Here is a 20,412-nt window from a genome sequence, read left to right on the forward strand (position 1 = left end):
GCGAGGCGGGCGGGCTCAGGAGGCGCGCACCACCGGACCCGCCGACGTCACCGGGGCAGCCGGAGGAGCGCTCCCGGAGCCCTGACCGTCGCCGCCGCCACGTCCATGGCCCGCCCGAGGGCGGTCGCCCAGTCGACCGAACCGGGCCCGCGCCGCTCGGCGAGCAACGACGCGACGATCGACGCGAAGGTCGCGTCGCCCGCACCCATCGTGTCGACGACCTCGCCGTCGGCGTCCGAGATGCCGCGGGTGAGCGAGGTGCCCGCCGTGTCGCCGGCCGACGGGGCCAGCACCAGACCCGCCCCGGCCGAGCCGCGGGTCGCGAGCACTCCCCCGGTGCCCGCCGCGAGCAGCGCCTCCTGCCAGTCGTCGAGCGTGCGCCCGGCGACGAGTTCGGCGTCGTCGTCACCGATCTTGACGAGCAGGGCCGAGGCCGCGACCCGCTCGAAGCCGGCGGCGAAGTCGGCGATCTGGGCCGCCCCACCGGGCAGGAACCCCGGCCGCGGGTTCGGGTCGACGACGAGCCGCACGGGGGCGGTGCCGACCGCCCGCAGCAAGCGATCGGTCAGCGGGGCGTCGTCGAACGGGTACGAACTGACGGCGACCACGGGGGCGGCGTCGAGCACGGCCCGCTGCCCGGGCGAGAAGTCGAGACCGCGGGCGACGGCGGCGTCGGTGAAGACGTAGGTCGGCTCGCCGGCCACCCGCAGCGAGACCGCCCGGCCGGTGCCGAGGGGGTTGATCGTCGGGACGAGCTCGACGCCGTGCTCGGCGAGGAACGACCGGATGGCCTCGCCGTCGGCGTCGTCCCCGATCGAGGCGAGCAGGGTCGTGGGCACGCCGAGGCGCGACAGCCCGACGGCGACGTTGAGGCCGGCCCCGCCGACGTGGTCCGTCGAGCCCTCGTCGGTGCGGAGCTCGTCGATGAGGGCGTCGCCGAGCACGGCGACCCGACCGTCGGTGGTGTCCATGGGGGTGCCTTTCGTCAGCGTGCCGGCAGCCACCCTATTCCGGCACGCGGTCGGGCCGCACTCCCCCGCTACGCTGGCCGACGTGACCGATTACGCACTGGCCGTCGACGTGGGCGGAACGAAGGTCGAGGCGGCGCTGGTCGCCTCCGACGGAGCCCTCCTCGACGGAAGTCGCGACCGACGCCCCACCGGTGCCGGGTCGACGTCCGACGAACTCGCCGAGGCGGTCCGCGCGGTCGTGGCGCACGCCCTCGACGCCCTGCCCGAGGGTGACACCCTCGTCGGGGCGGGCATCGGCAGCGCCGGGCCCGTCGACCTCGTGCACGGCACCGTCTCGCCGATCAACCTGCACGCCTGGCGCGGCTATCCGCTGCGGGAGCAGGTCGCGGCCCTGGCGGCGTCGACCCTGCCCGACGCGGCCCCGGTCACCCTGCGGCTCGACGGCGTCAGCCTCGCCCTCGCCGAGCACTGGGTGGGTGCCACGCAGGGGGCGGACAACGCCCTCGCGATCACCGTCTCGACCGGCGTCGGTGGCGGCCTGATCGTCAACGGACGCCTGCTCTCGGGAGGCACGGGCAACGCCGGTCACATCGGCCAGATCCAGATCGCGGACCGCCCCGCGGGCGAGAGCGCCTGGGCCGCCACGCTCGAGGTCATCGCCTCGGGCCCGAACGTCGTCGCCTGGGCCCGGGAACGAGGCTGGACGGGCGAGCGCGGCGAGGACCTCGCCGCCGGCTACGTCGCCGGGGACGCGATCGCCGTCGCGGCGGTGCGTCGCTCCGCGAACGCCGTGGGCGAGGCGATCTCGTCGGTCACGACCCTGCTCGACCTCGACGTGGTCGCCATCGGCGGCGGCTTCTCGCGCGTCAGCGACGACTACCTCGACCTCGTCCGGGCCGCGGTCCAGGAGGCGCCGGTCAACGAGTACGCCCGTCGCGTCCGGGTCGTCCGCTCCGGGTTGAGCGACGAGAGCCCCCTGGTCGGTGCCGCGGCCCTCGTCTGGCAGGCCGAGCTGCTCGGCTGAGCCGCGCCTCCTCGGGTCGACGACCCGCGCCTCCTCCGGCCCGCCGCTTCTCTGGGAGCCGCTGTCGGGGGTCCCGCCTAGGCTGGGTTGCATCCCACAACGTCGTCGGAATCCGTCGCGCCCGCGGGGCGCGCACCACCACCGCACCACCACTCGCAGAGAGGTCATCTCATGCCCACCACCGTCCCCGTCCTGCTCACGCCGTCCGCCGGCGCCCCCTTCGAGCACTCCACCGTCGAACTGCGCGACGTCGGCCCGAACGACGTCCAGATCGACATCGCGTTCGCCGGCATCTGCCACAGCGACATCCACCAGGCCCGCGAAGAATGGGGCAAGGCCATCTTCCCGATGGTGCCCGGCCACGAGATCGCCGGCATCGTCACCGAGGTCGGCTCCGACGTCACGAAGCACAAGGTCGGCGACCGCGTCGGCATCGGCTGCTTCGTCGACAGCTGCCGCGAGTGCGAGAACTGCCTCGCGGGCGAACAGCAGTTCTGCGTCAAGGGCAACGTCGCGACCTACAACGGCCGCCAGTACTCGGGCGAGCCCACCTACGGCGGCTACGCCAAGCAGATCGTCGCCGACGAGAACTACGTGCTGTCGATCCCCGAGGGCATCTCGCTCGACGAGGCCGCGCCGCTGCTCTGCGCCGGCATCACGACCTACTCGCCCCTCAAGCACTGGGGTGCCGGTCCCGGCAAGAAGGTCGCCGTCGTCGGCATGGGCGGGCTCGGCCACATGGCCGTCAAGATCGCCCACGCTCTGGGCGCCGAGGTCACCGTCATCAGCCAGACCCTGTCCAAGCAGGAGGACGGCCTGAAGCTCGGTGCCGACCACTACTACGCCTCGAGCGACCCCGAGACGTTCACGCAGCTGCGCAGCTCGTTCGACCTGATCATCAACACGATCTCGGCCGACATGGACATCGACGCCTACGCCCGCACCCTGCGCCTGAACGGCACCATGGTGTTCGTCGGCCTGCCCGAGAACCCGCAGTCGTTCAGCGCCGGCTCGCTGATCGGTGGCCGTCGCAGCCTTGCCGGCTCGAACATCGGCGGCATCCCCGAGACGCAAGAGATGCTGGACTTCTGCGCCGAGCACCACATCGGAGCCGAGATCGAGACGATCGGCGCCGACGAGGTCGACGAGGCCTACGAGCGCGTCGTCGCCAGCAAGGTCCGCTACCGCTTCGTGATCGACACCGCGACCATCTAGCACCCGCCTGCACGCACGAAGGCCCCCTCCCGTCACGGGAGGGGGCCTTCGTCGTCGCGGGGCGGGGCGCTGCCGGACGGCTTGGCGCTACCCGGCGGGGGTGTTGAATCGGCGCAGCCAGCCGGCGAACTCGGCGAGCTCGTCGTCGGACCAGCCCTCGACGTGGTTGCGGAACACGGCGCGGTTCTCGTGGCGCACCTCGAGCATGCGGCTCTCGGCGCGCTCGGTGCTGCGCAGGGTCATGACCCGACCGTCGGCCGCGTCGGGCACCACGTCGACGAACCCGGCCTCGCGGAGCAACGTGACCTGCCGGCTGACCGCGCTCTTGTCCATCGCCATCGCCTTGACGATGTCACCGGCGCTGCACGGCTGGTGCTTCATCACGTAGCGCAGCACGTAGAAGGCCGTGGGCGGCACGTCCGGGTCGAAGCGCGACGCCGCCGCGGCGATCGTGCGCTTGGCCTCGACCATCATCGAGCCGATCTCGTCGACCACGCCGGCCATGAGGCCCTCGCGGCCGTCGTCGTCGGGACCCGGGAGGTGCGGTGCGGCCTGCCCCGCGGCCTCGAGGAGGTGCGGTGCGGCCTGGTCGGCAGGGTCGCCCCCCGAGGGGCGCGGCGCGTCGAGCACCGCACCCTCGGGCTGGCCGTCAACGGTCGGCTGCGACATCTTTCTCCTCGACCAGGGACGAGAACACCGGGCTCTCGGCCAGTTCGTCGGCGGGCACCGGGTGCCCTGCCACCTCGGCGGCGCCCGTCGCGATGATCGTGTCGATGGTACCGGTGGCGGTCGTCGTGTGGCCGTGGTGACGGCGCTGGCCCTCGGCGGGACCGCGGCCCTCGTCGATCGGCGAGACCGGTGCCGGCGTCGACTCCGTCGCCGGGGCGCTCGACACGGCGGGGGCCAGGCCGGCCGTGGCCGCGGCTCCCTTGGCGGCCGGGGACGCGGCGTTCGCGTCGACCGGAGCCGCGCCTCCGTCGTGCTCGACCGAGGCCGAGGCCGAGGCAGCGCCGTCCGCCGGGTCGTCCGTCTTCGCCGCCGCACGCTGGAGGCCGGTCTTGGTGCCGAGCTCGACGTTGGGCAGCAGGCAGACGAACACGATGGTGATGATCGCCAGCGGGGCCGCGATCAGGAACACGTCGGCGACGCCCTGACCGTAGGCCGATTCGATGATGGTCCGGATCGGGCCGGGCACGGTGCTGAGGTCGGGGATGCTCGTCGAGCCGCCGCTGCCGAGCGCGCTGGGGTCGACCCCGGCGTCGGTGAGGCCGTCGGTGATGTAACCCGAGACCTTGGTGCCGAGGACGGCACCCATGACCGAGACGCCGATCGTGCCGCCGAGGCTGCGGAAGAACGCGACGCTCGACGAGGCGGCACCGACGACGCTGACGTCGACCGAGTTCTGCACGACGAGGACGAGGTTCTGCATGACCATGCCGATGCCGAGCCCCATCATGGCCATGAAGACCGAGACGATGGCGAAGTTCGTGTCGTACTCGATGGTCGACATGAGGAAGAGGCCGGCGGCGAGCAGGATCGACCCGACGATCATGTAGGGCTTCCACTTGCCGTACTTCGAGATGAGCGCACCGGCGACCATCGACGAGATCAGCAGGCCGAGCACCATCGGCAGGGTCAGGATCCCGGCCATGGTCGGGGACTGGCCGCGCGCGAGCTGCATGTACTGGCCGAGGAACACGCTGGTGCCGAACATCGCGACGCCGACGCTGAGCGAGGCGATGACCGCGAAGGTGAAGGTGCGGTTCGTGAAGAGCGTCAGGGGGATGATCGGCTCCTTCGAGCGGAACTCCACGACGACGGCGAGCGCGAGCAGGACCGCCGCGCCGACGCCCATCAGCCAGCTGGTGGTCGAGTTCCAGTCGAACTGCTTGCCGCCGAGCGACACCCAGACGAGCAGCAGCGAGACGCCGCCGGCGATCAGGCCCGCGCCCCAGTAGTCGACGACGACGGCCTTCTTGGGCTTCGGGGGCAGGTGCAGGGTGCGCTGGATGACGATGAGGGCGGCGACGCCGACGGGCACGCCGACGAAGAAGTTCCAGCGCCAGCCGATCGAGTCGGTGAGCACGCCGCCGAGCAGCGGCCCGCCGATGGTGCCGACGCTCATCACGGCGCCGAGGTAGCCCATGTAGCGGCCGCGCTCACGCGGGCTGATGATGTCGCTCATGACGACCTGCACCAGCGCGGTGAGGCCACCGGCGCCGAGCCCCTGGAAGACGCGGAAGGTGATCAGCGTCGCGGTGTTCTGGGAGAAACCCGCCGCGACGGAGGCGAGCACGAACAGCACGAGGGCGACCTGCAGCAGCACCTTGCGGTTCGTCAGGTCACTGAACTTGCCCCACAGCGGGGTGCTGACGGTGGTGGCCAGCAGGGTCGCGGTGATGACCCAGGTGTACGAGGTCTGGCTGCCGTTGAGGTCGCTGACGATGCGCGGCAGCGAGGTCGACACGACGGTCGACGAGAGGATCGCCACGAGCATGCCCATCAACAGGCCCGACAGGGCCGTGAGGACTTCGCGGTGGCTCATGCCGGGCGCTTCGCCCGGTTCGTGGGGTGCCGCGGGCTTCGTGCCCGCGGCGGTCGTGGTCTGCGACAAGGTGCGCTCCGGTGGTTCGAGATGGTGAGGACTGACCGCCGTTGGCCGGGTCCGTTGGTTGCAGAATGTCAACCATACGCTTTCGTTGACGATCCGCAACCATTTGAGTGCAGTTGCTGCACTTTTTTCTCGAACGCCCGCGCGAGGGGGGCTCCCGACCGCGGACGCGCAGGAGGCGCGGTGCGAGTCGTCCTCGCACCGCGCCTCCTGCGGGCCCCGCCTCGCCCGTGAGCGCTAGCGGACCTCTTCGGGCCGCTTCTGGCGGAACATCTCGGCCGGTTGGTGGTCGCCGTTCCAGACCTGGGTGATGCCCCAGACGACGGCCATGAGCGGCACGGCGATGACGGCCCCGACGACACCGCCGAGGATCGTGCCGGCGGTCAGGGCGACGAGGATGACGAGGCCGTGGAGCTGCAACGTGCGGCCCATCAGCACCGGCTGCAGGAAGTTGCCCTCGAGCTGGTTCACGACGACGACGATGCCGACGACGATCAGCGCCTGGACGGGGCCGAGCGCGACGAGGGCGACGAGCGCCGCGAGGATGCCCGCGGCCGTGGCGCCCACGAGGGGGATGAACGCCGTCAGGAACACGATGACTGCGAGCGGCAGGGCCAGCGGCACGCCGACGATCCAGAGGCCGACGCCGATCCCGATGGCGTCGACGGCGGCGACCGTCGCCGTGCCGCGCACGTAGCCGCCGAGGGTGGTGACCGTCTTGTCGCCGATGCGACGGGCGCGGGCGTAGTTCTCGCCCTTGAACGGGCGCAGCAGGAACTCCCAGATCGCCGGGCCGTCCTTGAGGAAGAAGAACAGCACGACGATCATCAGCACGAGGCCCGTCGCGAAGCTGCCCACGGCCGAGGCGCCGGCGAGTGCGCCCGAACCGAACTGCGAGCTCGTCACGAAGTCGACGGCCGTGTTGCGGACGTCGTCGATCTGCTGGTCGCTGATCGAGAACGGCAGGGTCGTGACCCAGTCCTGCAGCTTGTTGAAGCCCGAGGTGGCCGAGTCGGCGAGCGAGCTGGCCTGGCTCTCGACGGCCCAGACGATCAGCCAGGCGACGAGCCCGAGGATGATCAACACGGCGAAGAGGCAGATCAGGGTCGCGAGCACCGAGGGCACCTTGTGGCGCCGCAGGAACGCGACGACCGGCAGCATGGCCGAGGCGAAGATCAGCGCAAGCAGCACCGGCAGGGTGACGAGGCTCAGGCTGAGGAAGACGTAGATGACGCCGATCGCGACGACGAGCACCGCGATGATCTGCACGGCACGCGTCGCGAGCGTGCCGAACGCGTCGGCCCAGAGGGAGTGCCGGACGGCGGCGTCCTGTTTGGCCACCTCGGCTTCTTGGCTGCGGAAGAGTGCCACGGTGTCGTCCTCGTTTCTGGGGGTGCGGGGGTCGAGAGGGGCGCCGGAAAGGGCACGGCCGGGCACGGCCGCGTGCCGGTGCGCCGACGGAGGCGTCGGGGGTGATCGGCCCGACTAGGACAGCCAACCCCGTCACGAGAATATCGGGCCGGATCGGTGCCCCCGCGACCCGACGCGCGCCTAGCGTGGGAGTCATGCCGACCTCCGTCCTCGTCGTGTCCGACACCCACGTGCCGCAGAAGGCCAAGGCCGTTCCGGGGGTCGTGTGGACCGCGGTCGAGAGGGCCGACGTCGTCGTGCACGCGGGCGACTGGACCGGCGAACCGCTGCTCGACGAGTTCGAGGCCCGCGCGCGCCTCCTGATCGGGGTCTGGGGCAACAACGACGGCGACGCGCTGCGCGCCCGGTTGCCCGAGGTGGCCCGCACGACGATCGAGGGCCTGCGTCTCGCCGTGGTGCACGAGACGGGAGCCAAGGAGGCGCGCGAACGACGAATGGACCGTGACTTCCCCGAGACGGACCTGCTGCTGTTCGGGCACAGCCACATCCCGTGGGACACGACGACCCCGGCGGGCCTGCGCCTGCTGAACCCGGGGTCGCCCACGGACCGCCGTCGCCAGCCCCACGCCACCTACCTCACGCTGACCCTCGACGCGGGCGAGGTGCGCGACGTGGTGCTGCACGAGCTGCCCATGGCCGCCCGGGACCGCACGGGGGTGCTCCCGCACCCCCGCATGACGACCTAGCCGGCCGGCGTCTCGGCCGGGGCCGACTCGGCCGGGGCCGACTCGGTCGGGGTCGGCGACGGGCTGGCCGTGCCCGACTCGGTGTAGCTGTTGCCGGCCGCCGTCACGACGAAGCTGCGGAACTCCTGCACCGTGAACGGACGGCTGCCGTCGTACTTCTGCCCGTTGACGAGGACCGTCGGCGTGCCCGTGAGGGCGTCGAGGTCGCTGTTCGGCAAGGGACCGTCGATGGCCCGCTGGGTCGCCGCCGTCACCCACGAACCGAACTCGTCGTCGTCGATGCACCTGGTGATGTCGCTCGCCTTCGTCACCCCGTCGACGCCGGTCGCGATGTCGGCGAGCTGCGAGTCGTCGAGACCGCGCGTGCCCTCTTCGGGTTGCTGCTCGAACATCGCGGTGTTGAAGTCGAAGAACGAGTTCGGCGAGTAGTTCGCCACGCAGGCCGCCGCGTTGGCCGCCCGGTTGCTGTACTTCGTGCCGAGGGACTGGTTCGTGAGGATGGCGACCGGGTGGTACTCGACCGTCGCCGCCCCCGACTCGACGAGGCCGCTGATGTAGTCGTTGTTCGCCTGCTCGAACTCGCCGCAGATGGGGCAGAGGTAGTCGAGGTAGACGACGATGTCGACCGTGTCGCTCGACGCCGTGGACGCCGACGCCGTGGGCTCGTCGTCGGGGCCGAGGGCCCCGGTCTGCACGGCCTCGAAGCCCTGACCGATCTTGATGCCGTCGCTGGCCATGTTGGCGGGGCCGGGGCCGGCCGGGCGGATGCTGTTCGTGATGACCAGCACGACGCCGACGACGATCGCGATCACCACGAGGGCGAGACCGCCCTGCAGCGCCCACTTGCCCGCGCGCTGGCGCCGCTTCTGCTTCTGGCGCGCCAGCTGGGCCTTCTGGCGGGCCGCCGCGCGCCGCTGGTTCTTGGTCAACGAAGAGTCGTCGGGATTCAGGTCAGTCATGGGGCTCCGGTGCGCGACGGCCTCGCATGGTCGCGTCGAGCGGGTGGTGGGGACGGTCGCCACGAGTCGTGGCCACGAAACATGGTACGAGGCGAGCCTGGCAGAAGTCCGCCAGGCGCGGGCGAGAGCGGGTGGAGAAGAGGCGCTCCCGTGGCGATCCGAGAGATTTTCATGGCATGCTGATCGGTGGTGGTCACCGCAGACCTCTGAGGTTGATCACCGTCCATTCACAACGGATCGTCCGGCACGTACCTGCCGGTGAAGGAGAAGATCATGGCGTCAGTCACGTTCAGCAAGGCAACTCGTCTCTACCCCGGCAGCACCCGCGCCGCGGTCGACGGCATCGACCTCGAGGTCGCCGACGGCGAGTTCCTCGTCCTCGTCGGCCCCTCCGGCTGCGGCAAGTCGACCACCCTGCGCATGCTCGCGGGCCTCGAAGAGGTCAACTCGGGTGACATCTACATCGGCGACCGCAACGTCACCGACGTCCCGCCGAAGGACCGCGACATCGCGATGGTCTTCCAGAACTACGCGCTCTACCCGCACATGACGGTCGCCGAGAACATGGGCTTCGCCCTGAAGATCGCCGGCGTCGGCAAAGAAGAGCGGGCCACCCGCGTCCTCGAGGCCGCCAAGCTGCTCGACCTCGAGCCCTACCTCTCGCGCAAGCCCAAGGCCCTCTCGGGTGGTCAGCGTCAGCGCGTCGCCATGGGCCGCGCCATCGTGCGTCAGCCCCAGGTGTTCCTCATGGACGAGCCGCTGTCGAACCTCGACGCCAAGCTGCGCGTGCAGACCCGCACCCAGATCGCGTCGCTGCAGCGCCGACTGGGCGTCACCACGGTCTACGTCACGCACGACCAGACCGAGGCGCTCACCATGGGCGACCGCATCGCCGTGCTGAAGGACGGCGTCCTGCAGCAGGTCGGCACGCCGCGCGACCTGTACGAGAAGCCGCAGAACGTCTTCGTCGCCGGCTTCATCGGCTCGCCTGCCATGAACCTGCTGCCCGCCGACGTCGTCGACGGTGGCATCCAGTTCGGCACCGCCGTCACCGCGGTCGACCGCGACACCGTCGGCCAGGCCAACGGCAAGAGCGTGACCGTGGGCGTGCGTCCCGAGGACGTCGTGGTCAACACGACCGGCGAGGGCCTCGCGGTCACCGTCGACGTCGTCGAAGAGCTCGGCGCCGACGGGTACCTCTACGGCCACACCGAGGTCGACGGCAACCGCGTCGACGTCGTCGTCCGCGTCGACGGTCGCAACCACCCCAAGCTGGGCGAGACGATCTACGTCACCCCGCAGGCGCACCACGTGCACGTCTTCGACACCGAGAGCGGCGAGCGCCTCGGCGACAAGGCCGTCGTCAGCGCGTAGCACCCCGTCGGGTCGGCCCGTCGAGTCCGCTCGGAGCACTCCTCCGATCGGCCCGGCGGGCCGTCCCGCGTTCCGGCCCCGCGCCTCCCGAACCTCCCCCGCCGCCTCGCCTCAGGCGGCGCTCCCCCGCACGAGAGGCCCTCATGCCCGACTCCCTCAACATCACCTCGGCCACGGCCGACCCGGCGCTGCTCGACCTGCCCTGGGCCCTCCCGCTCGAGGAGTGGCCCGACGAGGCCATCGCGACCCTGCCCAAGGGCATCTCGCGCCACCTCGTCCGGTTCGCGCACCTCAGCGGCTTCGTCATCGCCATCAAGGAGACGTCGGGCGAGATGGCCCGCGGCGAGTACGAGATGCTGCGCACGCTGCAGCGCATGGACATCCCGTGCGTCGACCCGCTCGCGGTCATCACCAACCGCCAGGACGCCGACGGGTCGCCGCTGAACCCGGTGCTCGTCACGCGGCACCTGAAGTTCTCGCTCCCCTACCGGGCGCTGTACTCGCAGACGTTGCGCCCCGACACGGCTCGTCGCCTCGTCGACGCGCTCGCCCTCCTGCTCGTCCGGCTGCACATCATCGGCTTCTACTGGGGCGACGTGTCGTTGTCGAACACGCTGTTCCGCCGGGACGCCGGTGCGTTCGCGGCGTATCTCGTCGACGCCGAGACGGGCAAGCTCTACCCGGGCGGCCTCTCGAACGGGCAGCGCGAGAACGACCTCGAGGTCGCCCGCGTCAACATCGCCGGCGAACTGCTCGACCTCGAGGCCGGGGGTCGCCTCGACGACAACCTGGACCCGGTCGACGTGAGCAACGGCATCGTCGCCGCGTACCGCAGCCTCTGGACCGAACTGACCGGGGCCGAGACCTTCGACAGCTCGGAGCGCTGGCGCATCAACGACCGCGTCGAGCGCCTGAACGACCTCGGCTTCGACATCGAAGAACTGGCCATCAAGACGGCCGAGGGCGGCAGCCAGGTCAAGATCCAGCCCAAGGTCGTCGATGCCGGGCACCACTCGCGCCGCCTGCTCCGACTCACCGGCCTCGACGTCGAAGAGAACCAGGCCCGTCGACTGTTGAACGACCTCGACGCGTACCGCATGCGCACCGACCAGTCGGACTCTGACGAAGAGATGATCGCCCACGAGTGGGCCTCGCGCGTCTTCGAGCCCGTCGTGCGCTCGATCCCCCGCGACCTGCGCGGACGGCTCGAACCCGCCGAGGTCTTCCACCAGCTGCTCGAGCACCGCTGGTACCAGTCGCAGGCCGAGAACCGCGACGTGCCGATCGCCGAAGCCCTCACCTCGTACATCAACGACGTGCTGCGCCACCGTCGCGACGAGCAGATGGTGATCGAGCCCGCGACCGAGTCCCTCACGCTGCCCGAGGCCGCCCAGCTCGAGGCCGACGAGGCCGACGCGGACGAGGACTGGCGCAGCAAGGTCTGAGAACGCAGGAGGCGCGGGCCGGCGACCAGCCGACCCGCGCCTCCTCGAGGCCCCGCGTCTCGCGGGCGCCCTCGCTACTTCTTCTTGCGCTCGGCGCGGAGCTTCGAGATCTCGTACAACGTGACCGACGCCGCGATGCCGGCGTTCAACGATTCGACGGCACCGGTGATCGGCACCGACACGATCGCGTCGCAGGTCTCGGCGACGATGCGCGACAGGCCCTTGCCCTCGCTGCCGACGACGACCACGATCGGGCGGTCGGCGAGCTCCAGCCCGGGCAGCATGACGTCGCCGTCACCGTCGAGGCCCACGACGAACACGCCCTGCTCCTTGAACGACTTGAGGGTCTGGGTCAGGTTCGACGCCATCGCGACGGGGATGCGCGCGGCCGCACCGGCCGAGGTCTTCCAGGCCGACGCCGTCAGGCCGACCGAACGACGCTGCGGGACGATGACGCCCTGCCCGCCGAACGCGGCCACCGAGCGGATGATCGCTCCGAGGTTGCGCGGGTCGGTGATGCCGTCGAGCGCGACGAAGAGCGGCTTCTGCTGACGCTTGACCGCGGCCTCGAGCATGTCGACGGGGTGCGCGTACTCGTACGGCGGCACCTTGAGCGCGACGCCCTGGTGCACGGAGTCGTGCCCGGTGATGCGGTCGAGCTCGGGGCGCATGACCTCGAGGATCGGCAGGCCGCGGCGGGTGGCGAGCTGCAGGATCTCTTTCGTGCGCTCGTCCATCTCGATGCGGGCGGCGATGTAGAGCGTCGTCGCGGGGATGCGCGTCCGCAGGGCCTCGACGACGGAGTTGCGACCGGTCACCATCTCGTGGTCGTCGGCCGACTTCGGGCGGCGGCGGGGGGCGTCCGGTCCGCCGCGACCGGCGATCGGCGACCCGGCACGGGGGCCGGCTCCGCCACGACCACGGGCCGCCTCGAGTCGCTCGCGCGCCGCCTTGGCCTTGCCCGCGGGGTGGTACGGGCGGTCCTCCGCCGCAGGGGTGGGCTTCTTGCCCTCGAGCGCCTGGCGCCCCTGGCCGCCGCTGCCGACCTGCTTGCCCTTGCTGCCCTGACGCACGGCACTGCTGCCGGGACGGCCCTTGCGTGCTCCGCTGGTGTTCTTCACTGTTCGAGGCTCCAATGCGACCCGCTGGGGGTGTCTTCGATGGTGATGCCGGCGCCCGTCAGGACGCCTCTGATCTCGTCGGCCCGCGAGAAGTCGCGATCGGCCCGGGCTTGCTGGCGTTCGGCCAAGAGTACGTCGACGAGCGTGCCGAGCGCGCGGTGCGCGTCGACCTCGTCACCGGCACGCCACTCGGGCGCCGTCGGGTCGATGCCGAGCACGGCCACCATGGCGGCCACGTGCTGCCAGGAGCGCGCGGCGGTGTCGAGGTCGCCGTCGTCGAGGGCCACGTTGCCGGCGCGCACCGTGTCGTGCAGCACGGCCACGGCCTGGGGGACGTTGAGGTCGTCGTCCATCGCCTCGCCGAACTCGTCGGGCACGACGCGGGCACCGACACCGGCGAAGCGCGTGTCGGCGAGGCGACGCTGAGCCCGTTCGAGGAACGTCTCGACGCGGTCGAGGGCTGCCTCGGCCTCGAGCAGCGCGCCCTCGTGGTAGTCGATGGTCGACCGGTAGTGCGCGGCGCTGAAGAAGTAGCGGACGACGACGGGACGGGCCTGCGCCAGGAAGTCGGCGGCGAAGATGGAGTTGCCGAGGGACTTCGACATCTTCTGGCCCTCGACGGCGACGAGGCCGTTGTGCATCCAGTACGAGGCGAAACCCATGCCGGCCGCGGTCGACTGCGCCAGCTCGTTCTCGTGGTGCGGGAACCGCAGGTCGAGCCCGCCGCCGTGGATGTCGAACGCCTCGCCGAGGTAGCGGGCCGACATCGCCGAGCACTCGATGTGCCAGCCGGGTCGCCCGTCACCCCAGGGCGAGGCCCACGAGGCGGACTCGGGCTCGTCGGCCTTGTGGCCCTTCCAGAGGGCGAAGTCGCGGGAGTCGCGCTTGCCCCGCGGGTCGGCGTCGGCCGCGGGTGCCATGTCGTCGATCGACTGGTTGGTCAGGGCACCGTACGTCGGCCAGGCGGCGGTGTCGAAGTAGACGTCGCCCGAGCCGTCCGGGGCGACGTAGGCGTGCCCCTTCTCGAGCAGCGTCGTGATGATCTGCTGCATCTCGCTGACGCTGGCGGTCGCCCGGGGCTCGTAGGTCGGCGGCAGGATGCCGAGCGCCTGGTAGCCGGCGGTGAACTCGAGTTCGTAGCGGTAGGCGCGCGCCCACCATTCTTCGGTCGTGTCGGCGGCCAGCGCGAGGATCTTGTCGTCGATGTCGGTGACGTTGCGCACGAGGGTGACGTCGAGGCCACGGTAGGTGAACCACCGACGCCAGAGGTCGTAGACCAGAGCCGAGCGCAGGTGCCCGATGTGGGGCGACGACTGGACGGTGGGTCCGCAGACGTACAGCCCGACCTGGCCGGGCACGAGCGGGACGAAGTCGACGAGCGTCTGCTGACGGGAGTCGTAGAGCCTGATGGTCACGTGATCAGCCTATTTGACGCGGCTTCGGTCGCGTCGCCCGGGGACGCGCCGTGGCCCGTGGACGACCCGTCGCGCGTGACGAGTGCCGTCGCGATCACGGCCACGCCCTCGCCCCGACCGGTGAAGCCGAGCCCGTCGGTCGTCGTGGCCGACACGCTCACCGGGGCGCCGACCACGCGCGTCAGCCCCGCCTGCATCTCGACGCGGCGGGAGGACAGCCGGGGCCGGTTGCCGACGACCTGGACGGCGACGTTGACCGGAGCGGCCCCCGCCGCCGCGAGCAGCTCGAGGGTCGCCGTGAGGAAGACGTCGCCGGACGCCCCGGCGAACCGGGGGTCGTCCGTGCCGAAACTCGACCCGATGTCGCCGAGGCCCGCCGCCGAGAGCAGGGCGTCGACGATCGCGTGGGCGACCGCGTCGCCGTCGCTGTGGCCCGCGAGGCCCGCCTCGCCCGGGAAGTGCAGCAGCCCGAGGTGCATCGGCTGGGCCGCGTCGAACGCGTGGACGTCGGTGCCGACCCCGGTCAGGAGGCGCGGGGCCGGTCGAGCGCTCGCGTCAGGACCCGGCCGGGTCGCCTCGGTCTCGGCGACGATCGTCTCGGCCCGACGCAGGTCCCACGGGGTGGTGATCTTGAAGGCCACGGGGTCGCCCGCCACGACGCGGACGCGGTGACCGGCGGCGGCGAAGAGCGCCGCGTCGTCGGTGTGCTCGACGGACGCCGTCGCGTAGGCGTGGTCGAGGGCGGCGCGCGGGAACCCCTGCGGCGTCTGCATGGCGACGAGTTCGCTGCGGTCGACGGTGTCGACGACGAAGGCGGCGTCAGCGTCGACGCGTTTGATCGTGTCGGTGACCGGCAGCCCCGGGACGACGCCGTCACCGCTCGCCTCGACGGTCGTCGCGACCAGGTCGAACTGGGCGGTGGGCGTGAACGGCCGGGCGCAGTCGTGGACGAGCACGGTCTCGACGTCGGGCCCCAGGGCCGTCAGGCCCGCCGCGACCGATTGCTGGCGGGTGGCACCGCCGACGACGACGGAGGCGTAGCCACGGGCCGGGCCGGCGAGGGCGTCGACGAGGGTGCGGGACTCGTCGACGAGCGCCTCGGGCACGACGACGACGACCTGCGTCGGCACGGCCGAGGCGAAGACGGCGTCGAGCGAGCGTTCGAGGATGCTGCGCCCGGCCACCTCGACGAACGCCTTCGGCTTGCCGAGGGCGAGGCGCGTGCCGCTTCCGGCCGCAACGACGACGACCGCCCGACCGGCGACGGACGGGGTGTGGACCCCACCGTCGTCGACCGAGCGGTCGTCGGGAGTGCTAGGACGCAAGGACCTCGTCGAGGACGCTCGACGCCTTCTCTTCGTCGGTCTTCTCGGCGAGCGCGAGCTCGCTGATCAGGATCTGACGAGCCTTGGCGAGCATGCGCTTCTCGCCGGCCGAGAGGCCACGGTCCTGATCGCGACGCCAGAGGTCGCGGACGACCTCGGACACCTTGATGACGTCACCGCTGGCGAGCTTCTCGAGGTTCGCCTTGTAGCGGCGCGACCAGTTGGTCGGCTCTTCGGTGAAGGGGGCGCGGAGCACGTCGAAGACGCGGTCCAGCCCTTCTTTGCCGATGACGTCTCGCACGCCGACCAGGTCGACGTTGTCTGCGGGTACTTCGATGGTCAGATCACCCTGGGTGACGCGAAGCTTGAGGTACAGCTTCTCTTCGCCCTTGATGATCCGCTTCTTGACTTCTGAGATTGTCGCTGCCCCGTGATGCGGGTATACAACGGTCTCGCCGACCTCGAACTGCATGAATCAGGCTCCATTCTGCGACACCCAGGATACCATAAGCCGTCGTTGGTAAGGCTGCCCTAAGGAACCGACCCCTGCGGGCGCGGATAAGCTGGACGACGTACGTTTGTCGTGACGCTGATCCTGGAGGACACCTGTGCGAGCCCCAACCCTGAAGTCGCGTGGCTTGACGACGCGGCTCGTCTCGGCCGCCGCCGTCGGTGCCGTGGTCGTCCTGACCGCCGCCGGCTGCAACTTCATCAGCCCCCAGGCCACCACCAAGCAGTACGACGCGAGCGACGGCACGAGCGTCAACGTGGGCGCCATCCAGGTGCGCAACGCGATCGCCCTCACCGCGAGCGAGGGCGACGGCGGCACCGCCAGCCTCAGCATGGTCGTGCTCAACACGAGCGACGAGGCCGCCGAGGTCTCGTTCGAGTACCCCACGACCGACGGCAAGAAGACCCAGACCGTCGACGTCGACGGCTCGTCGCAGGTCTCGTTGGGCACCGAGCCCGGTCAGGACCAGTTCCTCATGGAGTCCCTCGACTCCGACCCGGGTGCCCTCGTGACGATCTTCGTCCAGTACGGCACCGAGACCGGCAAGTCGTTCGTCGTACCCGTCCTCACGGGCGCGCTGGGCGAGTACGCCACCCTGCTGCCCTCACCCACGCCGTCCGGCGAGGCCACGCCGTCGTCGACGCCGTTGCCCGAGGCGACCCAGCAGGCACCCTCCTCGTCGCCGACGCCGTAGCGTCTCCCTCACGTCAGCCGAGAGGCCCGGCCCGCCGAGTGCGGTGCCGGGCCTCTCGCGTACTCCGTACACCGCGCCTCCTCGGGGCCGTCGGCGCGGTGGGGACGGGCCGACGGCCCGCCCTCCGGATCAGGCCTCGATGCGGTAGCCGAGACCGCGCACCGTCACGAGCGCCTTCGGCTCGGACGGCACGGCCTCGATCTTCGAGCGGATGCGCTTGATGTGCACGTCGAGCGTCTTGGTGTCGCCGAAGTAGTCCGAACCCCAGACCCGGTCGATCAGCTGGCCGCGGGTGAGCACTCGACCGGCGTTGCGCATGAGCAGTTCGAGCAGCTCGAACTCCTTGAGGGGCATGGCGACGTCGTCCCCGCGGACCGTCACCACGTGACGCTCGACGTCCATGCGGATGTCGCCTGCCTCGAGCATCGAGTCGGACAGGTCGTCGGGGTCGACGCGGCGGCGCAGCACGGCCCGGATGCGGGCGAGCAGCTCCCGGGTCGAGTACGGCTTCGTGACGTAGTCGTCGGCACCCAGCTCGAGGCCGACCACGATGTCCACCTCGCTGTCCTTGGCGGTGAGCATGACGATCGGCACCTGGGACCTGGTGCGGATCACGCGGCAGACCTCGGTGCCCGGGATGCCCGGGAGCATGAGGTCGAGCAGCACGAGGTCGGCACCGGTCTTGTCGAACGCCGCGACGGCGGCCGGTCCGTCCTCGGCCACGCTCACCTGGTAGCCCTCGCGCTGCAGGATGTAGGCGAGCGGCTCGCTGAGGGACTCTTCGTCCTCGACGATCAAGATGTGGGTCATCGGGTCTCCATGGTCATCGTGTCTCCTGGTGCTCGGGTGCCGAGGCGGCCGTGGTCGGAACCGATCGGGTGACGGGTTCGACGTCCGCCGCCGGCAGGCGCAGGGTGAAGGTCGACCCCTTGCCGACCTGCGACCAGACGCGCACGTCGCCGCCGTGGTTCTGCACCACGTGCTTCACGATGGCGAGTCCGAGTCCCGTGCCGCCGGTCCGTCTCGACCGGGCCGGATCGACCCGGTAGAACCGCTCGAACACCCGGTCGAGCTCGTCGTCGGGGATGCCGTAGCCCTGGTCCGTCACCGAGATCTCGACCACGCCGGCCTGGTCGAGGGTGGCGCCGATGCCGACCCGCGAACCGTCCGGCGAGTAGTTGATCGCGTTGGCGACCAGGTTGTCGACGGCCGTGACGAGCATCGCCTGGTCACCGATCACGTGCGCGTGCTTGCCACCCCGGACGACGAGGTCGATGCCCCTCGCCTCGGCACCCACGCGGTTGCGGTCGACGGCGGTGTCGACCACGTGGCGCACGTCGACCGACTCGCTGGTCTCGAGGGCGTCGGTCGCCTGCAGACGCGACAACTCGATGATGTCCTGCGTGAGGCGGCCGAGGCGGCCGGCCTCACGGGTCAGCCGAGCGGCGAAGTGGCGCACCTGCTCGGGGTCGGACGATGCGGACTCCAGCGCCTCGGCGAGCAGGCCGACGGCCCCGATCGGCGTCTTGAGCTCGTGGCTGATGTTCGCGACGAAGTCACGGCGCATGTCGTCGAGCCGACGACCCTCGGTGCGGTCCTCGGCGAGCACCAGCACGAATCGTCCACCGAGTGCGGCAGCCCGCACGTGCACGGCGATGGTGGCCTCGCTGCCGGGCAGGCGCGGGAGGGTGAGCTCTTCGACCACCGGGTCGCCGTGCCGACGCACCGCGTCCACGATCGTCTCGACCTCGGGATGCACGAGGTGCTGTTGGGCCGAGACCAGGCCGAGCTGACGTGCCGCCGCCGAGGCCTTGAGCACGTTGCCCGACGGGTCGACCACGAGGCCCGCCGACTCGAGTGCGTCGAGCACGGCGTCGATGCCGTCGGGCAGGGCGACGTCGACGAGTGCCGCGGCACGCACGGCTCGTCGGTGGGCCGAGACGACGACCACCACGATCGCGGCGCCGACGACGACCCCGAAGGCCAGCGACAACGGCACCAGCCAGGCGGATTCCATGTCGTTCACAGTAGTGACCCCCCAGCGGGCGGATGAACGGGAGGTCGTCCCATCCGCTGTACTTTGGTCAGAGTTCAGGCGGTGATCACCGGTCGTTAACCTTCACCGGAGACCATCGTCGGGACTGTGCGGGCGACTCTGCCCCACGTCACGAGCCGACCGTGCGACCCGCACGTCGCTCACAGCCACCGTGCTCCCAGGGCCACCGAGCCCCCACGACGAGAGGGTCGAACACGACATGCGCGAGGTATTCCAGCAGGAACTCCTGGAGGTGCAGGAGCGTCTCGTCGAGATCGCCGGCCTCGTCGCCGTCTCGATCGCGAACGCGACCACGGCCTTCAACGAGTCGAACGTCTCGTTGGCCGAGCAGGTCATCGCCGACGACGACAAGATCGACGAGCGCGCCATCGCCCTCGACGAGCTGGCCATCGACATCCTGGCCCGCCAGAACCCGGTCGCCCGCGACCTGCGCATCGTGGTCAGCGCGCTGCGCATCAGCGCCTCGCTCGAGCGCATGGGCGACATGGCCGAGCACATCGCCCAGCTCGCCCGCTACCGGTTCCCCGAGAAGGTCGTGCCCAAGTCGCTGCGTCCGACGTTCAAAGAGCTCGGCGAGCTCGACGTCGCCATCGCGAACAAGCTCACCGAGCTGCTCACGACCGAGGACGTCCGCCTGGCGGAAGAGATCCGCAACGACGACGATCGCATCGACGAGCTGCACCTCAGCGTCTTCGACAAGGTGCTCGGCGAGACCTGGAAGGGCGCGGCCGTCGACACGGTCGACTCCACCCTCGCGTCGCGCTACCACGAGCGCTTCGCCGACCACGCCGTCTCGATCGCCAAGAAGGTCCAGTACCTCGCGACCGGCGACTGGGTCGCGCCCGAGGTCTGATCGACCCTCGGACCACAGGAGGCGCGGTGCCCGTTCGACGGGCACCGCGCCTCCTGCGTTCTCTCGGGGCCTGCGTCGTCCGCGAGGATGGGGGCATGGCTTCAGTCGCGATCCTCGTCAACGGTCTGCCCGGATCGGGCAAGACCACCCTCTCGGCCACGCTCGCCGGGGTGCTCGGGTGCCCGCTGCTCGCGAAGGACCCCGTCAAGGAGGCGCTGGTCGACCTGGCCGGGCCGATGATCGCCCCCGAGGCCCTCGGTGGCATCGCGATGGACACCGTCTGGGCGATGGCGGGCGAGGTCGAGGCGGGCGTCGTCGTCGACGCCTTCTGGCACCGGGAGCGCGACCTCGAGTTCGCCCGGGCCGGCGTCGAGCGTGCCGGGTCGCCCCGCACGGTCGAGGTGTGGTGCGACGTCGACCCCGACACGGCGCTGCAGCGCGTGGTCGACCGGCTCGCGGCCGGCGGTCGGCACCCGGCCCACGGCACGGTCGAATCGACCCGGGCCTCGTGGCCGACGTGGGCCGCCGCGGCCGAGCCACTCGGCGACTGGCCCGTGATCCGCGTCGACACGAGCACGCCCGTCGACATGGACGACCTGGTGGTGCAGATCAGCGAGCGGTTCGTCTGACGACCGCCCCGAACCCGGGGGTGCCGGGGGTGCCGGACGCCGAAGCGCCCCACGCCCCGAGAACGGGGCGCGGGGCGTGGGAACGTCGGGAG

The 20,412-nt window shown here is 70.9% G+C and carries 19 protein-coding genes; 8 read left to right on the forward strand and 11 right to left on the reverse strand.

From position 1 onward, the window contains the following. Positions 1–47: 47 nt before the first annotated feature. Positions 48–971 (reverse strand): carbohydrate kinase family protein, encoded by a 924-nt coding sequence (locus HQQ78_RS10865; protein ID WP_173153168.1) that lies wholly within the window; start codon positions 969–971, stop codon positions 48–50. A gap of 82 nt (positions 972–1,053) precedes the next feature. Here HQQ78_RS10865 and HQQ78_RS10870 point away from each other — a divergent pair, with 82 nt between their 5' ends. Together HQQ78_RS10870 and HQQ78_RS10875 are read left to right on the forward strand one after the other, a co-directional pair. Further along, entirely contained in the window at positions 1,054–1,995 is a 942-nt protein-coding gene (locus HQQ78_RS10870; protein WP_371740465.1) for an ROK family protein, read from the forward strand. 171 nt (positions 1,996–2,166) lie between these two features. Next, on the forward strand, positions 2,167–3,210 hold the full coding sequence (locus HQQ78_RS10875) for an NAD(P)-dependent alcohol dehydrogenase (protein WP_056043170.1): 1,044 nt from the start codon (positions 2,167–2,169) through the stop codon (positions 3,208–3,210). 87 nt (positions 3,211–3,297) lie between these two features. Here HQQ78_RS10875 and HQQ78_RS10880 read toward each other — a convergent pair whose 3' ends face one another. From HQQ78_RS10880 to HQQ78_RS10890, 3 genes are all read right to left on the reverse strand, one after another. Beyond that, the gene (locus HQQ78_RS10880) at positions 3,298–3,879 is read right to left on the reverse strand and encodes a MarR family winged helix-turn-helix transcriptional regulator (protein WP_173153175.1); all 582 of its coding nucleotides are present in this window, start codon (positions 3,877–3,879) and stop codon (positions 3,298–3,300) included. Next, positions 3,860–5,755 (reverse strand): MDR family MFS transporter, encoded by a 1,896-nt coding sequence (locus HQQ78_RS10885; RefSeq protein ID WP_082460131.1) that lies wholly within the window; start codon positions 5,753–5,755, stop codon positions 3,860–3,862. The genes HQQ78_RS10880 and HQQ78_RS10885 overlap by 20 nt, the downstream gene beginning before the upstream one ends. A 303-nt stretch (positions 5,756–6,058) precedes the next feature. Then, positions 6,059–7,192 carry an AI-2E family transporter gene (locus tag HQQ78_RS10890; RefSeq protein ID WP_159827634.1) on the reverse strand — a complete coding sequence of 378 codons (1,134 nt, stop codon included), beginning with the start codon at positions 7,190–7,192 and terminating at the stop codon, positions 6,059–6,061. Positions 7,193–7,386: 194 nt separating this feature from the next. On the opposite strand from HQQ78_RS10890, the gene HQQ78_RS10895 reads away from it, so the two are divergent. Then, a complete protein-coding gene (locus HQQ78_RS10895; protein WP_173153178.1) occupies positions 7,387–7,938 on the forward strand; it encodes a metallophosphoesterase in 552 nt (183 codons plus the stop codon). Here HQQ78_RS10895 and HQQ78_RS10900 read toward each other — a convergent pair. Beyond that, positions 7,935–8,897, reverse strand: coding sequence for a thioredoxin domain-containing protein (locus HQQ78_RS10900; RefSeq protein WP_159827640.1), 963 nt, complete (start codon positions 8,895–8,897; stop codon positions 7,935–7,937). The genes HQQ78_RS10895 and HQQ78_RS10900 overlap by 4 nt on opposite strands. A gap of 273 nt (positions 8,898–9,170) precedes the next feature. Here HQQ78_RS10900 and HQQ78_RS10905 point away from each other — a divergent pair, with 273 nt between their 5' ends. Together HQQ78_RS10905 and HQQ78_RS10910 are read left to right on the forward strand one after the other, a co-directional pair. Further along, a complete protein-coding gene (locus tag HQQ78_RS10905) occupies positions 9,171–10,271 on the forward strand; it encodes an ABC transporter ATP-binding protein (protein ID WP_043597318.1) in 1,101 nt (366 codons plus the stop codon). A gap of 143 nt (positions 10,272–10,414) precedes the next feature. Beyond that, entirely contained in the window at positions 10,415–11,716 is a 1,302-nt protein-coding gene (locus HQQ78_RS10910) for a DUF4032 domain-containing protein (RefSeq protein ID WP_056043184.1), read from the forward strand. 74 nt (positions 11,717–11,790) lie between these two features. Here the strand turns inward: HQQ78_RS10910 and rlmB are convergent, their stop codons facing one another. Genes rlmB through HQQ78_RS10930 form a run of 4 tightly spaced genes read right to left on the reverse strand, consistent with a single transcriptional unit; the run spans position 11,791 to position 16,049 of the window. After that, a complete protein-coding gene (rlmB, locus tag HQQ78_RS10915) occupies positions 11,791–12,837 on the reverse strand; it encodes a 23S rRNA (guanosine(2251)-2'-O)-methyltransferase RlmB (RefSeq protein ID WP_056043187.1) in 1,047 nt (348 codons plus the stop codon). Next, entirely contained in the window at positions 12,834–14,252 is a 1,419-nt protein-coding gene (cysS, locus tag HQQ78_RS10920) for a cysteine--tRNA ligase (protein ID WP_173153182.1), read from the reverse strand. The genes rlmB and cysS overlap by 4 nt, the downstream gene beginning before the upstream one ends. Then, a complete protein-coding gene (gene ispD, locus HQQ78_RS10925) occupies positions 14,249–15,577 on the reverse strand; it encodes a 2-C-methyl-D-erythritol 4-phosphate cytidylyltransferase (protein ID WP_173153185.1) in 1,329 nt (442 codons plus the stop codon). Before ispD ends, cysS begins: the two co-directional genes overlap by 4 nt. Next, positions 15,567–16,049: a CarD family transcriptional regulator gene (locus HQQ78_RS10930; protein WP_043597211.1), complete on the reverse strand. Its 483-nt coding sequence runs from the start codon at positions 16,047–16,049 to the stop codon at positions 15,567–15,569. Before HQQ78_RS10930 ends, ispD begins: the two co-directional genes overlap by 11 nt. 166 nt (positions 16,050–16,215) lie before the next feature. Between HQQ78_RS10930 and HQQ78_RS10935 the strand changes: the two genes are divergently transcribed. Next, on the forward strand, positions 16,216–16,782 hold the full coding sequence (locus HQQ78_RS10935; RefSeq protein ID WP_056043199.1) for a hypothetical protein: 567 nt from the start codon (positions 16,216–16,218) through the stop codon (positions 16,780–16,782). Between the two features lie 129 nt (positions 16,783–16,911). Here the strand turns inward: HQQ78_RS10935 and HQQ78_RS10940 are convergent, their stop codons facing one another. Together HQQ78_RS10940 and HQQ78_RS10945 are read right to left on the reverse strand one after the other, a co-directional pair. After that, positions 16,912–17,592, reverse strand: coding sequence for a response regulator transcription factor (locus HQQ78_RS10940; RefSeq protein WP_056043202.1), 681 nt, complete (start codon positions 17,590–17,592; stop codon positions 16,912–16,914). 13 nt (positions 17,593–17,605) lie between these two features. Beyond that, positions 17,606–18,799: a cell wall metabolism sensor histidine kinase WalK gene (locus tag HQQ78_RS10945; RefSeq protein WP_173153188.1), complete on the reverse strand. Its 1,194-nt coding sequence runs from the start codon at positions 18,797–18,799 to the stop codon at positions 17,606–17,608. A 238-nt stretch (positions 18,800–19,037) separates the two neighbouring features. Here HQQ78_RS10945 and phoU point away from each other — a divergent pair, with 238 nt between their 5' ends. Then, complete coding sequence (gene phoU, locus HQQ78_RS10950; protein ID WP_043597221.1) at positions 19,038–19,691, forward strand: phosphate signaling complex protein PhoU; 654 nt, start codon at positions 19,038–19,040, stop codon at positions 19,689–19,691. Between the two features lie 95 nt (positions 19,692–19,786). After that, positions 19,787–20,320 (forward strand): AAA family ATPase, encoded by a 534-nt coding sequence (locus tag HQQ78_RS10955; RefSeq protein WP_056043205.1) that lies wholly within the window; start codon positions 19,787–19,789, stop codon positions 20,318–20,320. The last annotated feature ends 92 nt before the right edge of the window (positions 20,321–20,412 follow it).

Origin of the sequence: Frigoribacterium sp. VKM Ac-2859 (genome assembly GCF_013204925.1) — a bacterium.
Classification (GTDB): Bacteria; Actinomycetota; Actinomycetes; order Actinomycetales; family Microbacteriaceae; genus Frigoribacterium.